The organism is Streptomyces sp. NPDC051315, assembly GCF_044455165.1.
Classification (GTDB): Bacteria; Actinomycetota; Actinomycetes; order Streptomycetales; family Streptomycetaceae; genus Streptomyces.
In genome coordinates, this window is the sequence record NZ_JBITEN010000003.1 from 408,290 (window position 1) to 425,630 (window position 17,341).

The window sequence follows — 17,341 nt, forward strand, 5'->3', positions numbered from 1 at the left end:
TGTCGCTGGGGCGCCGCGCCTCGCTGGTGTGCCGGGGCGTGGTCCCGGCGTCCGGTGGGGCCGTCGTCCTCCGCTGGACCGGGGGCGCGGCGGGTGGGCCGGGTTCCTTGTCGGGGACCGTCGTCGCCCCGGCGTCACCGGAATCGGGCGCCACCGTTCCCCCGGCGTCACCCGGGCTGGAGGCCACCGTGCCACCGCCGTCACCGGAGCCGGGCGGCGTCGGTGCGGGCGGCACCCGGGTGGGCAGGGAGCGGCGCTGTACCGGGGCCGAGGCCGACCTGGTCAGCGGCGAGGCGGGGGCCGGTGCTGCGGACGGGACCCGGGTGGGCAGCGAACGTCGTCGCACCGGGGCCGGGACCGACCGCGCCGTCGGCAGCGCACGGACGGCCGGGGTCGGCACCCGGGCGGCCGGCTCGGCCGCCACCGTCGGCACCGCGCGCACGCCCGGCGTCGGAGCCTGGGCGGCCGGAGCTACCGGACCCGTGGGCATCGTCCGCCCGTCCGGCGTCGGCGCCTGGGCGCCCGATCCTGCCGGACCCGTCGGCAGCGCACGCACGACAGGTGCCACCCCTTGGGCAGCCGGACCAGCCGGACCAGCCGGACCAGCCGGACCAGCCGAACCCGTCGGCACCGCACGCGCGACACGTGCCGGCGCCCCAGCGCCCGGACCCGTGGGACCCGTCGGCAACGCCCGTACGCCCGGCGTCGGCCCCTGGGCCGCCGGACCCGCCGGGCTCGTCGGCACCGCACGCGCGACAGGCACGGGCGCCCCGGCAGCCGGCCCCGTCGGCACCGCACGCCCGCCCGCCATCGGCACAGCCCGCCCCGCCGGCCCGGTCACCGCCGCTTCCCCGCCGGCGTGTCCGACGCCGGCGTCTTCGGCGCTGGACGGCAGTGCCGTCATCCGGTGCGCCCGTGCCGCCTCCAGGACGGCAGGTGAGCGTCCGTCGGTGAAGGACGGGTTCTGCCAGGTGGCCAGCCGGTGGCCGAAGCCGGAGTCGGCGACGCCCGCCGTGGACGACCCCGCCGCCGCGCGCTGGAGGGGCGGCAGCGTCGGCCAGGCAGCCGCACGCGGCCGCGCCGCGTCGGCACCGGCGCCCTCCCGCGCACCGGTCACCGAGTTCACCCCGGTCACCGCGCCCGCCGTAGCCCCAGCCGCCGTAGCCCCAGCCGCTGTCGCGCCCGCCGTCTCCTCGGGAGCGGGCCCGCGCCTGCCCCCGCCCCTCAGCCGGTCAAGGAACCCCATGCCTCAGCCCTCCGCCACCAGCGCGGCGATCCGTTCGGTGTAGCGGCGGCGGTCGTGGTGTTCCAGGTCCAGGATCTCCTCGTGGCTCCAGTGGAAGTGGAAGGCGACGTACGCGATCTCCTCGTGCAGCCGGTCGGTCGCGTACGTCACGATTCCCCCAGGCGGCTCCCGCCGAGTTCCACCTCGAAGGGCTCCGCGCAGTGCGGGCACTCCACGGCCGCGCGGGTGTGGCCCTCCGCGTTGATCTGGCGGTAGAAGTCCTGGAGGAACGCCAGGTCGGAGGCGAACATGTTCTCCACGATCCCGTCGTGGACGAGCGGGAGCGTGCCCAGCCGGGTGATGACCCTGCCCAGCAGGACCACCGACAGGTACGCCGGGTTCTCCTGGACGCGGATGTCGCGCAGCGGGACGAGCTCGTCCCGTGCCGTCGCCAGCCGCATCACACCGTCGCGGTGGACCGTGCCCGCCTCGTCGACGTAGCCGCGCGGCAGCTCGAAGGGGAACTCCGTCTGCAGACGCTGCCGCACCGGCGCAGGCGTGGGCGCCGGCGCCGTCGGCGGGAGCGGTGTGTTCTCCTGCTCCCCGCCCGCCGGTGCCGGTGCCCGCACAGCCGTACGCCGCATTACTCGATGACCAGTTCTTCGAACGTGATGGTCACCGTCTCGGTCAGCGCGGACGCCTCGCCCGCCTTCACCGTGCTGGTGTCGATCTTGCTGCACCAGGCGTTGCGCATGTTGTACCGCTTTACCGGATTGTTCTGGTAGTCCATCACCATGATCGTGGCGTTCTTGCGGGCCGTGCCCATCGCGCCGTTGATCGACTCGGTGATCCACTGGTTGAAGGCGGCGGACTGGGTCATGCCGCGCACGACCGTGCACGTGCCCGCCTTCTTCACGCCGGGCAGCTTCTTGGTGACCGGCTTGCCCTGCGCGGAGACCTGCTGGTACTCGATGACGTCCTGTTCGAGGCTGAGGCCGCTGACCTCGGCGAGGTACTCGACCATCACGCCGTCGATCTGGAGGCCGAAATTGTGCGAGGTGAGGGCGTCACCCGGCTGGAGGCTCATTGTGCGTTCCTTCGAGGAGAGTTGACGTCGGGATCAGAGGGGGAGCTCGCTCGGCTACTCCTCCAGCTCCCCGCTGCCGCTGGAGAACTGGGCCAGCCGGAAGATCACGAACTCGGCCGGCTTGACCGGCGCGATGCCGATCTCGCACACCACCCGGCCGACGTCGACCGACTCCGGCGGGTTGGTCTCCTCGTCACACTTGACGTAGAACGCCTCCTCCGGCCGGGCGCCGAAGAGGGCGCCGGCCCGCCACTCGTTGACCAGGAACGCCGAGACGTTGCGCCGGATCCGGGCCCACAGGGCGTGGTCGTTCGGCTCGAACACCACCCACTGGGTGCCGATCAGGATCGACTCCTCCAGGTAGTTGAAGTACCGGCGGACGTTCAGGTAGCGCCACGCCGGGTCGGAGCTCAGCGTGCGGGCGCCCCAGACGCGGATGCCCCGGCCGGGGAAGGCGCGGATGCAGTTCACGCCGATCGGGTTCAACAGGTCCTGCTCGCCGCGGGTGATCTGGATCTCCAGGTCCACGGCCCCGCGGACGACCTCGTTCGCCGGGGCCTTGTGGACACCGCGCTCGAAGTCGTTGCGGGCCCACACGCCGGCCACGTGGCCGCTCGGCGGGACCAGGCGGGCCTGGCCGGTGGCCGGGTCGAAGGCCTTGATCCACGGGTAGTACAGGGCCGCGTACTTGGAGTCGTAGCCGGCCGTCTCCTGGCGCCAGACACGGATCTGGCGGGCGTTCAGGCCGGGCGGCGGGTCGATGACCGCCACGCGGTCGCCCATGAGCTCGCAGTGCGCGATCAGGCCGAGCTGGACCGCCTTGACGGCCTCCAGGTCGATCGCCCCGCGCTGGTAGGCGGCCATCAGGTCGGGGACCGCGACCATGGACACCTCGTCGACGGCCTCCAGGCCGCCGAAGCCGGTGCGGTCGGCGCTGTCGCCGAGGTACTGGGCCGGGCCGACCGGGCCCGTCTCCTCGGCGGGGGCGGCGGGGGCGGCGGCCGGCGTCGACGGCAGCGCGACCGTCTGGTTCTCCGGACGGGCCAGCTGCGCGGCCGGCGCGGCCTCGGCCACGGTGATGAGCTTGGAGCGCTCCTTGACCTGGGTGACGACGTAGGCGCGGTTGCCCTTCTTCGCGGACACGTCGAACGTCTCGACCGCCTGGTCGCCGTCCTTGACGATCAGCTTGAAGCGCTCGGCGGGGCCCTCGCCCTCCGCGTCCGCGACCTCCACGCTCAGGTTGCCGGGCGCCACGGCCGTCACGGTGAACGTGCCGAGCTGCCGGGGCTCACCGGCGGGGAGCGCGGCGGGGGCGGCGGAACCGTTCACCGCCGACGGCGACGCGGCGTCTCCCGCCGCGCCCGCCGGGGAGCCGCCCACGCGGACGACGTACGCCGCCGAACCGCCGTTGTTGAAGAAGCCGTAGACCGAGTGCGCCAGGTAGTAGCCGTCGGTGAAGTCACCGAACGCCGCCACGTACTGGGTCCAGTTGGTCACCAGCGTCGGCTCGTTCAGCGGGCCGGTCGGCGCGAGCCCGACGAAGGCCGCGACCGAGGTGCCCACCCCCTCGATCGGGCGCGAGCCGCTGGCCACCTCCTCGACGTATACGCCGGGCGACAGGTAGGACGGCATGCTGTGCTCTCCTCGGGGTACGCGTCAGGACGTCTCTCACCGTCACGCGCGCAGCGCGTGGTCCGAAACGGCCTCCGGTGCAGGGGTGGGGGCAGGGCTCTTGCCCCCGGGGGCAGGCCGGGGGCAGGCCGTCCTCGGGGGTGTCCGCCGGGCGGCGACCCCGCTCGCGTACCCGCTCCAGCGTGGCAGCGTGAGCCTGTGGACAGCGGCGCGGACACCGGCGACCGGCTGGCGTACGAGATCCAGCCGGGGAGCGTGCAGATCGACCTGTACATCGGCTCCGCCTAGGAGGCGGACTCACCCCTCCAGGGCTGCACCATCAAGGTCACCGACGGCTCCGTCTGCCAGAACGCCCACGTCGGGAGCAGCGGCTGGATGGGCCCGGGCTGCACCGAGGCGGGCGCGTGGATGTACGGCGGCAGCCCGATGGAGGAGCGTCACCGGCTGGAGGCCGTCCGTTTCACCGTGTGAACGGGCAGGGCGATCCGTCCCTATCGGGCAGCGCTCCTGCCCCGCCGCTTCCTGACGGGCCGTGGTCCGCCGTCTTAGCGTCGACAGGTGACTCTGTGGACTTCCCTGGAACCGGCGGCCGCGACGGTGGACCCCGGCGGCAGTACGACCGTGCGACTGCGGGTGCGCAACACCGGTGACGTCGTCGACGAGTACCGCTTCGAGCCGGTCGGTCCCGTCGCTCCCTGGACGACGGTGGAGCCGCAGACGCTGCGGCTGTACCCCGGGACGACGGGCACGGTCGAGCTGACCTTCGCCCCGCCGCGTTCCCCGGACGCGACGGCCGGCCCGAACGCGTACGCGGTGCGCATCACGCCGACCGAACACCCGGACGCCGTCACCGTCCCGGAGGGGAACCTGACGGTGACGCCGTTCACGCAGGTGCGGGCGGAGCTGGTGCCGCCGACGGTGAAGGGCAGGTTCCGGGGCCGGCCCCGGCTCGCGGTGGACAACCTCGGCAACACGCGCGTCACCGCCTCCGTCGCCGGGTCCGACACCGGCGACCACCTGTCGTACGACATCCGCCCGGGGAGCGTGCAGATCGAGCCGGGGCGGGCGGTGTTCGTCGACGCGACGCTGCGGCCGAGGCAGGTGATCTGGTTCGGGTCGAAGGAGCAGCGGCCGTACGCGCTGACCGTGCAGCGGTCGGGGGAGGTGCCGCTGTCGGTGGACGGTACGTTCGTGCAGCGCGGCTTCCTGCCCCGCTGGCTGGCGACCGCGCTGAGCGTCACCATGGCGCTGGCGATCGCGTTCGTGATGATCTGGCTGGCGTACAAGCCGCAGGTCAACAGCCGCGCCACCGAGAAGCTCGCCGAGGCGGGCAGCACCGCGCTGCCCAGTCCCGCCGTCTCCGCGCCGTCCGCGCCGAAGACCGACGCCTCCGCCGGGGCGCCTGCCGTGCCCGAGGTCCCGGCCGCCTCCGAGGAGGAGCAGGACACCGGCTCCGGGACGACCGGGTCCGGTTCGTCGGAGGGCGGGGGTTCGGACGACTCCGGCGGGGGCGCGGAGGAGGAGGCCCCCCAGCAGGTCCCCGGCGCGGTGATCATCGGCCAGGGATCCGACCGGTGCATCGACGTCACCGGCGCCCAGGACGGCGAGGGCAAGGACGGCACCCCGCTCCAGCTGTGGGACTGCGCCGGGTCCGCCAACCAGAAGTGGGTCTTCCACGACGACGGCACGGTCCGCGCGCTCGGACTGTGCATGGACGTCGCGTGGGGCTCGCGCGACGACGGCGCGGTCATCCAGGTCGCCCGGTGCAGCGGCAACCCCGCCCAGCAGTTCGTGCTGAGCGCCGCCGGTGACCTGGTCAACCCGCAGGCCGACAAGTGCGTCGACGCCAAGGACGGCGGCACCGGCAACGGCACCAAGCTGCAGCTGTGGACCTGTACGGGGGTGCCCGCCCAGAAGTGGCGGGCGGAGTAGGTCCGCCGCCGCCCGCTCCCGGCGCCTACCAGCCGGCCTCGCCGGGGACCAGGCGGCCCGCCTTGCGGTACTCGCGGCGGGCCCCCTCCAGCAGGTCCTCGGCGCCGACCGGCTCGTCCCGGGCGGCGGCCAGGTAGGCGGCGGTGACCACCGCGCTGCGGATCGAGCCGCCGGCCAGTTCGAACCGGCGGGCCAGCGGCTCCGGGTCGATGCCGTCGGCGCACGGCACATGGGTGAGGCCGTGCCGCCACAGGGCGAGGCGCTGGCCGGCGTCCGGGAACGGGAAGTCGACCACCAGGTCCAGGCGGCGGGTGAACGCCTCGTCGATGTTGGCGCGCAGGTTGGTGGTGAGCAGCGCGATTCCGTCGAAGGACTCCAGCCGCTGGAGCAGGTAGGCGCTCTCCATGTTGGCGTACCGGTCATGGGCGTCCTTGACCTCGGAGCGCTTGCCGAAGACGGCGTCGGCCTCGTCGAACAGGAGCACGGCGTCGGTGCGGTCGGCCTCGGTGAAGATGCGTTCGAGGTTCTTCTCCGTCTCGCCGACGTACTTGTCGACGACGGAGGAGAGCTGGACGACGTAGAGGTCCAGGCCGAGTTCGGCGGCCACGACCTCCGCGGACAGCGTCTTGCCGGTGCCGGACTCGCCGGCGAACAGGCCCAGCACGCCCCGGCCCCGGCCGCCGCCCGCGCTCAGGCGCCAGTCGCCGAGGACGCGGTCGCGGTGGCGGGCGCGCAGGGCGAGTTCGCGGAGCTGGGTGAGGGGGCGGTCGGGCAGGACGAGGTCGTCCCAGGTGACGTCGGGCCGGATGCGGCGGGCGTGCCGTTCCAGGCCGGAGGCGGACTGCTGGCGGGCGGCCAGCCGGAGGTGGGACGCGGTGAGCGGGCCGCCGTCGAAGGAGGCCAGGTCGCGGGCGGCCCGGGCGGCCCGGACCACCCGGTCGCCGCCGAGCCGGTACGGCGCCACGGCCGTCGCCAGGTCCACGTCCGAGGCCTGCTCACCGAGCGCGGCCGCCCAGGCCGCGGTGCCGCCCGACCGGCGGCGCGGCGCTTCGAGGACCAGCGGGTCGCGGGGTGACCACTGCGGGTCGTACGGGCGGGGGTCCGCCAGCAGCACGGTCACGTCGGTGGCCCCGGCCAGCCGGCCGACGAGCGCGGCGGGTCGCTCGGGCAGGGCGGACAGCACGACGGCCCGGCCGGTCAGACGGGCCTCGCGCAGCAACTCGGGGAGGCGGTCCTCGGGGCCGGTGTAGCGCAGGGCGTCGAGGCCGGCCGCGTCCAGGGCCGCCGCGATGCCGGCCAGGCCGTCGCCCTCGCGGTGTTCGCGCAGGTAGGCGGTGAGGGGACCGGTGCGCAGGCGGGCCGCCAGCCGGTCGACGAACGGCTCGTCGCCGGCGGGGACCGGGTCGGGGAGGGGGAGCAGGTGGCCGTGGAGCGCGGCGTCCGGGGTGTCGTCACCGAGGAGGTGGGCGAGGAGCCGGTCGGGGACGCGCAGCGAGCGGGAGAGGAAGGGCCGCTCGGGCTCCTCGACGTCCAGGAGGCCCAGGGCGGGCAGGGGTGCCGAGGGGTGGAAACGGCCTCGGGCGGGCGCGTGGTGGGCGGGGGCGCCGCACAGGTCGAGGGCGAGTCCGGTGGTGGCGCGGCGGCGGCCGACGTCGTCGTTGAGGTAGCCGTAGAGCGGCTCGAAGGCGCGGTCGAGGTCGGGGGCGAGCGCGATGAGCAGGATCGCCGTGTCGAGGTCGGTGAGGGGCAGGCGGGCGGCGAGGCCGGCCAGCCGGTCGTCCCCGGCCCCGGGCAGGAGGCCGTCGGCGGTCACCGGGGCCCCGGGCAGGAAGTCGTCGCCGGTCACCGGGGCCCCGGGCGGTGGCGTGGTCAACAGGTGGCGTACCGCCTGCTCCGAGAGGTAGAGGCCGCGCAGCGGGTCGTCGGCGGTCGGGTCGGTGGCGGTGCGCCGGTCGACCAGGGCGGTGACGCGCTCGCGCAGGGCGGCCAGGCGGGTGAGCAGGGGCTCCCGGTGGACGGCGGGGGCCTGCGCGCGCACGTCGGTCACCGCCGCTCCCGGGCCTCGCGGGCCGCCGCCACCTGGTGGGGGCGGTGGGCGCGCTCCGCCGACTCCGGCGGGTCGCCGTCCAGGCCGCGGACGCGGACCACCGCGCCCTCGGTGACCGGCGGCCCGGCGTCGTACTCGGGGTACGCCGGGAAGGGCACCGTCACCACCAGGTCCAGGGACGGCTTGAGTTCACCGCCGAGCGCGGACCAGATCTCGGCGAGGGAACGGGACTCGGTGTGCAGGCCGGCCACGGTCAGCGGGACGGCGAGCCCCAGGGCGCCCAGGCCGGCGGGGAGTTCCTCGGCGGGCAGCAGTTCGCGGGGCAGCAGGGTCGCCAACGCGGCGGACAGCAGCCGGTGTTCGTCCTGCGGGGTCTTGGTCCAGGCGGTCACCAGGTACGACAGGCGGAACCAGCGCGGGGGCCGGCGGCGGCGCACGACGACGTCCCGCTCGTCCCGCACGGAGATCTGGCCGCGCTGGCGGCGGGCCACGTCCTCGCGGATGTCGTACAGGTAGGCGTTGATGACCGGGGCGTTGCGGCGGGCGGCCCAGTCGCGGGTGGGTGCCTCGAAGGAGACCTCGATGCCGGAGCCCGCCAGTGCGCCGCCGCCGAGCAGGCCCTTGAGGACCTCGTCCACCTCGTGGATCACCGTCGCGCTCCTCAACCTGCCGTGTGCGGGCGGCTGCCCGGACGTCGATCGTGCCCCGTCCGTCCGGCCGGCCGCAGGCGCGGCGGGGTCGGCGGGCGGGCAGGGCTGCTGGCCCGCGTGTCCGCCTTCGAGTGCCCGTTCGGTCAGATGTAGCCTTCCCGCAGGGCATATGCCACGGCGTGCGCCCGGTTGCGCAGATGCAGTCGCGTCGTGAGTCCGTGCATGACGTTCTTGACGGTTCGTTCGGAGTAGGACAGCTTGCTGGCGATCTCTCCGGTATCGAGGCCCTCGGCGACCAGCCGCAGGACGTCCACCTCGCGGGACGCCAGGCCCAGCGAGGGGGCGCCGGGCCGGTTCGCCGCACCCCGGTGCAGGGTGCCCACCTGGCTGATCAGCCGGCCCAGCAGGTCGGCGGGCAGGTCCCCTTCGCCCCGGGCGGCGGCCAGCACCGCCTGCACCAGACGGTGCGCGGTGGCCTCCCGGCGCCAGACGATGGCGCCGACCCCGCACTCGATGACGTCCAGCAGTTCGTTCTCCCGGATCGTGCCCACGACGAGCACGGCCCGTGAGCCCTCGCTGCGCGCGATCCGGCGCAGCCGGGCCAGCGCCGCCTCGTCGAGCGTGTCCTCGATCAGCAGGGCCACCGTCTCGTGCCCGTACTCCTCGCGCAGCTCGACCTCCGGGCGGGCCCGCAGCTGGCTGACCGCGCCCTCCCGGGAGAGCGGGTCCGGGGCCTGTACGGACACGGCGATCCGCCGGCGGACGGTGCCGACGCCGGTGTGCGGTGTGCGGGACGTGCCGCCGGTGTGTGGTGTGCGGGGTGCGCTGAGCAACCGTTTCCCCCCTGGTCACGGGCCCGCCGGTCGGCGAGGGCCGGTGGCGGGAGGGTCACCTCCACACTTCTGCGGCGCCCGGGGCGCGCGCAATCGTGGAGCACCACGAGGGGGACCACGAGGGCAGCGTCACGACCACCACGGTGGACCCGCATCGTCGCAGGTCACAGGCGAGTGCGTGGTTTTCCGGGCCGTTTCGGGCACCGCCGTGAGGATCGCCACAGCACCTGCGGGAACCTGCGGGGCAGATCATCCCTCGACCCTCGGGTCACCGCCCCGCACCCACCGGCCCTTTCCTGTTGCCCCCGCGTCACCGCGCCACACCTCATGACCCCGCACCCACCGCCCATCACCCAGCAGGAGGCAGGGATGACCGCACCGTTGCGTGAACGCGAGGACGCGCACGCGCTGCTCGCGTCCGAGACCGAGCGGGCCCGCGCCGGCGGCGGCCGGTTCGTGCTGCTGCGCGGCGCCACCGGGACCGGCCGCTCCGCCATGCTGGAGGCCGCCGCCGCGCACGCGACCGCCCGCGGACTGCGCGTGCTGCGCGCCCGCTGCTCGCCCGAGGACACCGCCGTCCCGTTCTCCTCGGTCCTGCATCTGCTGGGCCCGGTACCGGAGTTCGCGGACCTGGCGCCCGGTCTCGACGACCGGGGCAGCGCGGCCCGGCTGTGGCGGGTGCTGCGCTCGTACGCGGCCGAGTCCCCCCTGCTCGTGGCCGTCGACGACGTCCACCTCGCCGACGGCGCCTCCCGTCGCTGGCTCGTCGAGGCGGCCCGCCACATCGACCGATTACCGGTGCTGGTGGTCACCACCGAGCGCAGCCAGTACGACATCGACCCGCAGCCCACCGGTCTCACCCACGCCCTGTCCCCGTCCCTGGTCCGCACCCACACCCTGGCCCCGCTGACCGACGAGGCCTCGGCCGACCTGGTGCGCGCCGCCTTCCCCACCGCCCCGCCCGCCTGGATCGCGGACTGCGTCCGCGCGGCCGCCGGCAACCCGCTGCTCCTGCGCGCCCTCCTGGAGGACCTCGACGGCACCCCGCCCCCGGCGGCCGTGCCGCGGACCTGCGCGGCGCTGTACCCGGGCGCCTACCCGGCGGCCGTCTCCTGGTGGCTGGACAGCGCGGGCCCGGCGACGGCCGAGGTGGCGCGGTTGCTGGCGGCGGCGGAGCTCGACGGCTGGGGGAGCGGCACCGAGGGCGCCGCCCTCCTCGCCGACGCCTCCGGCGCCGACCCCGCCCGCGTCTCCGGCTGGCTGACCGCGATGACCCGGCTCGGACTGCTCCGCCCGGGCACCGGTCCGGACGCCGAGGGCCTGCCCCGGTACGCGCACCCCCTGCTCCGGGACGCCGTGCTCACCGGATGGTCCGCCGACCGGCGTCAGGCGGCGCACCGGGCGGTCGCCGAGGCGATGCTGCGGCGCGGCGACCGCGTCGAGGCGGTCGCCGGACAACTGCTGGACAGCGCCCCCGTCGGCCTGCCCTGGGCGCTGCGCGTCCTGCGCGACGCCGGCACCGTCGCCGTGCGCGAGGCCCGCCCCGAGGACGCCGTCGCCTACCTCCGCCGCGCCCTGCGCGAACCCCTCCCCGACGAGCAGCGGCAGCGGCTGCTGACCGAGCTGGGCTCCCTGGAGTACGCCTCCGCCGACGCCCCGGCCGGCATCCCCCGTCTCGCCGAGGCCCTGAACCTGCCCGCCGAACCCCGCGACCAGGTCCGTACCGCCATCGCGCTCGGCACCGCCCTCGCGGGGCGCGGCGAGGTCCGTACGGCCGTGGAGGTGCTGCGCCGGCTGGAGGAGCGGCTGGTCGACCATCCCGAACTGACCCGCACCGTGCAGACCGCCTCCGCGCTGCTGTCCGACCAGGACCAGACGGTCCGCCACGAGGCCTACCGCTGGCTGACCGACACCGCCGAACGCAGCCCGGAACTCGTCGGCGCCACCGGACAGGCCCTGCTCGTGCGGTACGCGGCCACCGCCGGGGCCAGTTCGGCGCGGGTGGCGATGAGCAGACTGCGGACCCTGCTGACCGTGCCCGCCGACCCGCTCGCGGAACCCTTTCTGCTGGGCACGGCCGCGGCCGTCGCCCAGTGGGCCGACGAACTCGACGAGGCGGAACGGCTCGTCGAGCGGGGCCTCGCCGGCCAGCGCCCGGCCCTCCTGCACCCGATGACGCGCGCCCTGCACGACGTCCGCCTCGACATCGCCGCCGCGCGCGGCCGCTACGACCGTCTCCTCACCCCCCGTCGCGGGCGCGGCGTGGCCCCCGTCAACGCCGACGCCCACGCCCTGCTGGCCCTCGTCGAGACGGGACGTACGGACGAGGCGCGGCGCCTCGCGGACGGCTTCGACCTGCGGGAGGCGCCCGACTCCTGGGAACTGAACCGCTTCCTGTACGCCCGGGGCGTCCTTCGCCTCACCGAGGGCGACGCCACCGGCGCCCTCCACGACTTCCTGGAGTGCGGACGCCGCCAGTCGGCCCGCGCCGTGCTCAGCCCGGTCGTCACCCCGTGGCGGACGGCCGCCGCCGCGTGCCGGCTCGCCCTGGGCAGCCACCGGGAGGCACTGGCCCTCGCCGAGGAGGAACTCCGCCTGGCCCGGATCTGGGACACCCCGCGCACGGTCGGCCGGGCGCTGCGTGTCCTCGCCCGCGCCACCGGCGGCCGGCGCGGCCTGGAGCTGGCCGAGGAGGCGGTCGCCCTGCTGCGGGACTCCCCGGCCGAGACCGAACTGATCGCCGCCCTCCTCACCCAGGGCCGGCTGCTGACCACCGCCGGGGAACGCGCCCGCGGCCGCGACCGGCTGCGCGAGGCCGCCGAACGTGCCGAACGCCTCGGCGCCGTACGCCTGCGCGTCCTCGCCGACGACGCCCTCCGCGCGGGCGGCGCCCGCCGCCACACCACCGCCCGCACCGGCTCGGCCGCACTGACCGGCAGCGAACGACGCATCGCCGAACTCGCCGCCGACGGCCGCACCAACACGGAGATAGCCGAACTCCTCCACCTGGCCCGCCGCACGGTGGAGACCCACCTGACCAGCACCTACCGGAAGCTGGGGATACGGCGGCGGGGGGAGTTGCGGGAGGCCCTGGTGGAAGAGGGGTGAGGCCTCAGGGTGCCGAGGGGGAGTGCCGCTCGTGCGCGTAGAGCGGCAGGTCCTGGGTCGAGATGGTCCACTCGCCGATGGTGACGTCCTCGCCGTAGACGAAGTCCTTGCGGGTGGCGTAACGCGGACCGGCGGGGGTGGGGTGGATGTCGGTGAGGACGGCGCCGGTGCCGGTGCGGGGGTCGAAGACCGCGTAGACGGGGACGCCCATCAGGGGGTAGTCGCGCATCTTGGTCACCCAGTCGTTGTCGGGGTTGGACTTGGATACGACCTCGATGGCGGCGATGATTGTGTGAGGGTCGACGGACCCTTCGACGTCCAGGTCCGTCCACGCGATCACCAGCACATCCGGATGCCGCATGATGCCTTCGTGCTCGTCCTCCACATCGGGCGTGCCGTTGTGGGCCAGAAGATCGTCCGGCATGACCCTCTCCAAACGGCGACTGACGTGCGCGGCCGTGACCTCGTGGGGGCCTCCCGGCGACATCATGTCGTGGACGATTCCTTCCTTGGTGATCTCGAACTTGCCGGGCAGGGAGTCGTCCGTGTTCCGGACGAAGTCCCGCATGGCCCGGTAGAGGGGGGAGGCGCCCTGCCGCGCGTTGTCCGGGGCGATGGTCATGGCGCTCGCTCCTCGTCGTCTGTGCCCAGGGGCAAGGATCGTCGCTTTCATGCTAGGCGGCCTCCGGGGGGTCGGACTGGCATGCGGGGCAGTAGCCGTAGTCCGGGGAGCGGAAGGGGCAGCCGCAGCCTTGGCAGCACCGCAACGGATGTCTGGGCTCGGGGGCGGGTGGGGCCGGTGGCCGGAACGGGGGCGGGGGCGGTAGCTGTGCGGCGAGGCGGTGGGCGAGGAGGGCGGCCGGGCGGCGCAGGGGCTCGGCCGGCAGGTCGCTGGTCAGGGCGTGGCGTACGGCGGTGGGGGTGAGGTCGCGTTCCAGCCAGGCGGCGACGCCGGGGGTGAGGTGTTCGGCGTCGGTGGCGGAGAGCAGGAGACGGGGGTCGTGGCGGCGCAGGCCCACCAGCACCTCGGTGGCCGTCTGCAGGAGGGCGGGGGCCGGGGACGACGGCTGCGGCACGGCGGGGAGCGCCTTGCGGGGGGCCGGGCGTTTCCGGGGCGGCGGCGGGGAGGGGCTGTGGTCGTCGGCGGCCGGACTGCGGTGGCCGGGCCGGTTGCAGGAGACCGTGCGGGTGACGATCCGGCCGCCGGGGACGCGTTCGCGGGTGCGGCGCAGGTAGCCGTGGGTCTCCAGCTCGCGCAGCGCGGCGGCGATCCGGGTCGCTCCCTCGGGGAAGCGGGCCGCCAGGGACTTGATGTCGACCCGGGCGCCCTTCGGCAGCGACTGGATGTGCACGCCCAGGCCGATCGCCAGCAGTGACAGCTCCTCGTGCTGGGCGAGGTGGTTGCCAATCACCGTGAACCGCTCGGTGTGCCGCGCGTTCTCGTGGACGAGACCGCCGTGTCCGGAGTGACGGTGCCCCCGGTTCGGGTGGTTGTTCTCGGCAAGCCCGGACCGGGCGGGCGCGGGCGCGCTAGGGTTTCGCGTATCCATGGGGAAGGTTTGGCTTCCTCTGTGGCTAGGCCCTCGCACTGGGATGGCAGTCCCGGCGGGGGCCGTCGCATGTCTGCGGTGGTCGCGCTGAGCGTAGAGCAGGCAAGGTCCCCCAAATCCAGCTGAGTTGGCATATTCACCCACGCGAGTGAGTTTGCGGCGCGGGCGGGAGGGGTGGGGCTTGGTCGGGTTTCTTTCACCGATGGGGTCCTTGGGAGAGACCGCCCCTCGCACCGCAGCACGGTGCCCCGGGTTCCGGTGGCAGACGGACCTCCGCCCACACCGTCTTGCGCGGCGCCGGCCCCTCGCTCACTCCCCAGCGGACGGCCAGGGCGTCCACCAGGACCAGTCCCCGGCCCGACTCGCCGTCCGCGGCACCCTGTCCCACGCACGGCGCACGGTCACTGCGCGTGTCCGTCACCTCGATGCGGAGGGTGTCGCCGATGACGTAGAGCAACAGGCGGAAGTCCCGGCCGGGGATGCGCCCGTGCGTGACGGCGTTCGCCGCGAGCTCGCCGACGATCAGCTCCGCCGGATCCAAGGGAAGCCCCCACGAGCGGAGTTGTTCGGTCGCGAGCAGACGGGCGAGACGGGCTCCGCGTGGCGTGGGGGACAGCTGGGCGTAGAAGTTGCGGAGGGGAGCGTGGAGTTGGGGGGTTTTTCCGATCACGTCACCCAGAGTGGCCAGGCGCGCTTACCGTGAAAAGTGACGACGCCGTTGCGTACGGTGACTGTCCGCCGGTTGTCCGGTGGTGTCCGGGCTTGTCGGCGGCGGGTACGACAGGAGGGGCACGGAATGCTGGTCGACGGCGAGGCGGCACGGCTCAAGGGCGAGGCGGACGGACCGGGTTGGGAGGTGGACCCGGACGACGACTGGGGCGTCGCGGTCGTCGCGACGGTCGGGCGCCAGCTGAAACTGCGGCGGGAGTCGGTGGGGATGCGGGCCGCCGAGTTCGGGGCGGCGGTGGGGTACGGCGAGGACCTCGCCTACAAGATCGAGAGCGGGAAGAGGATTCCCCGGCCGGAGTACCTGGACATGGCGGACGAGGTGCTGAAGGCGGGCGGGCTGATCTCGGCGATGAAGGCCGATGTGAAGAAGGTCCGCTATCCCAAGAAGGTTCGGGAGATCGCCAAGTTGGAGGCCGCGGCGATTGAACTGGGGGTCTACGTCGGGCTCAGTCTCCATGGGCTGTTGCAGACGCCAGAGCATGCGCGGGCGTTGTTCGAGGCATGGCAGCCGGTGTACTCACCGGACGAGTTGGAACGCCAACTCGCCGCTCGCATGGCACGGAAATCGATCTTTGAAAGGTCGCCTGCACCGGCGCTCAGCTTCGTCCAAGAAGAGGCGACGCTGCGTCGGCCGGTCGGAGGCACAATGGTGTGGCGTCGGCAGCTCGAACATCTGCTGGAGGTGGGCCAGATGCGTAATGTCACGCTTCAGGTGATGCCGACGGACTCCGACGCACACCCTGGACTGAGCGGCCGCATCGAGGTGTTGAAGTTCCCGGACGGCACCGCCCTGGGCCGGGCTGACGGCGCGTACAACGGCCGACCCATCTCGGATCCAAAGCAGCTGCAGATCCTTGAGCTGCGGTATGGCACCATCCGGGCTCAGGCTCTCACCCCTAGGGAGTCGCTGGCCTTCATCGAGAAAATGCTGGGAGAGACATGATCCGCAAGGCTGCCGCCAGAGGTACCTCCGAGCTTCGGTGGTTCAAGAGCAGTTACAGCGACGGCCCTGACGGCGACTCCTGCGTAGAAGTCGCGCTCGCATGGTTCAAGAGCAGCTACAGCAGCAGCAGCGAAGGCGATTCCTGCGTGGAAGTCGCCACCACCCCCGCCACCATCCACATCCGCGACTCCAAGGTCACCGACGGCCCCCGTCTCACCCTCACCCCACGGTCCTGGGCGGACTTCGTCGGTTACGCCGCTGCGTCCGCATGATCTATCACGTCGTACCGAAGGCCGACTGGGACGCCCGCCCCGACCGGCCCTACGCGCCCGCCTCCCTCGACGAGGACGGCTTCGTGCACTGTTCGCCCGACGAGGCCACCACCCTCGCCGTCGTGAACGCCTTCTACCGGGCCGCGCCCCGGCCGCTGCTGGCCCTGGTCCTCGACGAGGAGCGTCTCCGCGCGCGCTGTGCGTGGGAGGCGGCGGAGCCCGCCCCGCCCCCCGGGGTCCCCGACGGCACCCTGTTCCCGCACGTCTTCGGCCCCCTCGACCGCGATGCCGTCACCCGCGTCCTCGAGGTGCGCTGGGACGAGGAGGGCCGGGCGACCGGACTGGGCGCACCACAGGCCTGAGGGGCCGTCGGCCCGTCAACACCACTCGCTGCCCGCCCGGTCCGCGACGATCTCCACGTGGAACCGGCCGTCGGCGTCCGGGGTCTCCAGCTCCAAGTAGGCGGTCGTGCCGCCGACCGCCTTGGTGAAGCAGCCGGACACCGGGCCGGGCCGCCAGCCGTCCGCCACGGCGGCCCGCCGGTAGTGGGCGAGGACGTCCTGCCGGGCGGCGGAGCCGGCCCGGTACCGCGCGCCGACGACCACGAACAGGTCGTCGTCGTCGCACTCCCGGTACGTCTCCTCGCGCCCCGCCCCCGCAGGTTCGGCCGCCAGCACGGCCTCCCCGGCCAGCGTCCCGGCGAGCCGGTCCTCCGCGTCACCGCAGCCGTAGTCGGTCAGGAAGTACACCGCGGGCGCTCCCAGGAACACCGCCCCCGCCGCCACGACCGCCACCACCAGCCCGGCCGCCGCCGCGGCGGTGACGCCGTGCCGTGGCCGGAAACTGACCCTCCGTCGGTCCACGCGGCCTCAGTGCTCGTCGGGTTCGTCGCGCGGCACCAGCGTCACGCGGTGGAGGTTGCAGGCGACCGAGGACGGCCCGGTGCCCGGTGCCTGCGCCAGGTGGGCCTTCAGGGCGACACTGACCAGGCTCATCAGCAGGTCGACGTCCGTGTCGCAGTCGAGGTGGACGGTGACCCAACGCGATCCCGGCACCAGCCGGACCGCCGTCGACCCCCGCAGGTCGGCGTGGATGCGCTGGATGGCCGGGACGGTGAGGTGCAGGTCGACGTCCCGGGGGGAGTGGAAGTGGAGTATCTCGCTGTGGACGGAGCGCAGCGCCCGTCCTGCGCCACAACTGGCGTGCCCCGCGTGGAGGTCGGGCCAGCCTCGCAGTCGTTCCATGGCGCGTTCGGCCAGTGTCATGTGCTCATGGTCGCTCGATCACCGCGCCGCAACCAGGGGTTGAGCGAAATGTAACCGGTGCGTGAGGT

The 17,341-nt window shown here is 74.0% G+C and carries 17 protein-coding genes; 5 read left to right on the forward strand and 12 right to left on the reverse strand.

What is annotated here, in order from left to right; translation table 11 throughout:
- Positions 1 to 1,249: 1,249 nt before the first annotated feature.
- From ACIBBD_RS08215 to ACIBBD_RS08230, 4 genes are read right to left on the reverse strand one after another with little or no spacing between them, the layout of a single operon-like run.
- Positions 1,250 to 1,396 (reverse strand): DUF6760 family protein, encoded by a 147-nt coding sequence (locus ACIBBD_RS08215; protein WP_391646018.1) that lies wholly within the window; start codon positions 1,394 to 1,396, stop codon positions 1,250 to 1,252.
- Positions 1,393 to 1,869, reverse strand: coding sequence for a hypothetical protein (locus tag ACIBBD_RS08220; protein WP_399418478.1), 477 nt, complete (start codon positions 1,867 to 1,869; stop codon positions 1,393 to 1,395). The genes ACIBBD_RS08215 and ACIBBD_RS08220 overlap by 4 nt, the downstream gene beginning before the upstream one ends.
- Positions 1,869 to 2,312 carry a phage tail protein gene (locus tag ACIBBD_RS08225; RefSeq protein ID WP_399418479.1) on the reverse strand — a complete coding sequence of 148 codons (444 nt, stop codon included), beginning with the start codon at positions 2,310 to 2,312 and terminating at the stop codon, positions 1,869 to 1,871. The genes ACIBBD_RS08220 and ACIBBD_RS08225 overlap by 1 nt, the downstream gene beginning before the upstream one ends.
- Positions 2,313 to 2,366: 54 nt before the next feature.
- A complete protein-coding gene (locus tag ACIBBD_RS08230; RefSeq protein WP_399418480.1) occupies positions 2,367 to 3,944 on the reverse strand; it encodes a phage tail sheath subtilisin-like domain-containing protein in 1,578 nt (525 codons plus the stop codon).
- 558 nt (positions 3,945 to 4,502) lie between these two features.
- Here ACIBBD_RS08230 and ACIBBD_RS08235 point away from each other — a divergent pair.
- Positions 4,503 to 5,876 (forward strand): ricin-type beta-trefoil lectin domain protein, encoded by a 1,374-nt coding sequence (locus ACIBBD_RS08235; RefSeq protein WP_399418481.1) that lies wholly within the window; start codon positions 4,503 to 4,505, stop codon positions 5,874 to 5,876.
- A gap of 25 nt (positions 5,877 to 5,901) precedes the next feature.
- Here the strand turns inward: ACIBBD_RS08235 and ACIBBD_RS08240 are convergent, their stop codons facing one another.
- The 3 genes from ACIBBD_RS08240 to ACIBBD_RS08250 all read right to left on the reverse strand — a co-directional run bounded on the left by ACIBBD_RS08240 (position 5,902) and on the right by ACIBBD_RS08250 (position 9,406).
- Positions 5,902 to 7,923, reverse strand: coding sequence for an AAA family ATPase (locus ACIBBD_RS08240; protein ID WP_399418482.1), 2,022 nt, complete (start codon positions 7,921 to 7,923; stop codon positions 5,902 to 5,904).
- Entirely contained in the window at positions 7,920 to 8,573 is a 654-nt protein-coding gene (locus ACIBBD_RS08245; protein ID WP_399418483.1) for a DUF4255 domain-containing protein, read from the reverse strand. Before ACIBBD_RS08245 ends, ACIBBD_RS08240 begins: the two co-directional genes overlap by 4 nt.
- A 143-nt stretch (positions 8,574 to 8,716) precedes the next feature.
- On the reverse strand, positions 8,717 to 9,406 hold the full coding sequence (locus ACIBBD_RS08250) for a response regulator transcription factor (RefSeq protein WP_399418484.1): 690 nt from the start codon (positions 9,404 to 9,406) through the stop codon (positions 8,717 to 8,719).
- A 369-nt stretch (positions 9,407 to 9,775) separates the two neighbouring features.
- On the opposite strand from ACIBBD_RS08250, the gene ACIBBD_RS08255 reads away from it, so the two are divergent.
- Positions 9,776 to 12,514 carry an ATP-binding protein gene (locus tag ACIBBD_RS08255; protein WP_399418485.1) on the forward strand — a complete coding sequence of 913 codons (2,739 nt, stop codon included), beginning with the start codon at positions 9,776 to 9,778 and terminating at the stop codon, positions 12,512 to 12,514.
- A 4-nt stretch (positions 12,515 to 12,518) separates the two neighbouring features.
- Here the strand turns inward: ACIBBD_RS08255 and ACIBBD_RS08260 are convergent, their stop codons facing one another.
- The 3 genes from ACIBBD_RS08260 to ACIBBD_RS08270 all read right to left on the reverse strand — a co-directional run bounded on the left by ACIBBD_RS08260 (position 12,519) and on the right by ACIBBD_RS08270 (position 14,734).
- Entirely contained in the window at positions 12,519 to 13,136 is a 618-nt protein-coding gene (locus ACIBBD_RS08260) for a Uma2 family endonuclease (protein ID WP_399418486.1), read from the reverse strand.
- A 52-nt stretch (positions 13,137 to 13,188) separates the two neighbouring features.
- Positions 13,189 to 14,064, reverse strand: coding sequence for a helix-turn-helix domain-containing protein (locus ACIBBD_RS08265; protein ID WP_399418487.1), 876 nt, complete (start codon positions 14,062 to 14,064; stop codon positions 13,189 to 13,191).
- A gap of 196 nt (positions 14,065 to 14,260) precedes the next feature.
- Positions 14,261 to 14,734 (reverse strand): ATP-binding protein, encoded by a 474-nt coding sequence (locus ACIBBD_RS08270; RefSeq protein WP_399418488.1) that lies wholly within the window; start codon positions 14,732 to 14,734, stop codon positions 14,261 to 14,263.
- Between the two features lie 126 nt (positions 14,735 to 14,860).
- Here ACIBBD_RS08270 and ACIBBD_RS08275 point away from each other — a divergent pair, with 126 nt between their 5' ends.
- The 3 genes from ACIBBD_RS08275 to ACIBBD_RS08285 are packed head-to-tail and all read left to right on the forward strand — an operon-like array spanning position 14,861 to position 16,370.
- The gene (locus tag ACIBBD_RS08275) at positions 14,861 to 15,736 is read left to right on the forward strand and encodes a helix-turn-helix domain-containing protein (RefSeq protein WP_399418489.1); all 876 of its coding nucleotides are present in this window, start codon (positions 14,861 to 14,863) and stop codon (positions 15,734 to 15,736) included.
- The gene (locus tag ACIBBD_RS08280; protein ID WP_399418490.1) at positions 15,733 to 16,008 is read left to right on the forward strand and encodes a DUF397 domain-containing protein; all 276 of its coding nucleotides are present in this window, start codon (positions 15,733 to 15,735) and stop codon (positions 16,006 to 16,008) included. The genes ACIBBD_RS08275 and ACIBBD_RS08280 overlap by 4 nt, the downstream gene beginning before the upstream one ends.
- The gene (locus tag ACIBBD_RS08285) at positions 16,005 to 16,370 is read left to right on the forward strand and encodes a DUF952 domain-containing protein (RefSeq protein ID WP_399418491.1); all 366 of its coding nucleotides are present in this window, start codon (positions 16,005 to 16,007) and stop codon (positions 16,368 to 16,370) included. Before ACIBBD_RS08280 ends, ACIBBD_RS08285 begins: the two co-directional genes overlap by 4 nt.
- Positions 16,371 to 16,385: 15 nt before the next feature.
- On the opposite strand, the gene ACIBBD_RS08290 is transcribed toward ACIBBD_RS08285, so the two are convergent.
- Positions 16,386 to 16,871: a hypothetical protein gene (locus ACIBBD_RS08290; RefSeq protein ID WP_399418492.1), complete on the reverse strand. Its 486-nt coding sequence runs from the start codon at positions 16,869 to 16,871 to the stop codon at positions 16,386 to 16,388.
- Positions 16,872 to 16,877: 6 nt separating this feature from the next.
- Complete coding sequence (locus ACIBBD_RS08295) at positions 16,878 to 17,273, reverse strand: luciferase family protein (RefSeq protein ID WP_399418493.1); 396 nt, start codon at positions 17,271 to 17,273, stop codon at positions 16,878 to 16,880.
- Between the last annotated feature and the right edge of the window lie 68 nt (positions 17,274 to 17,341).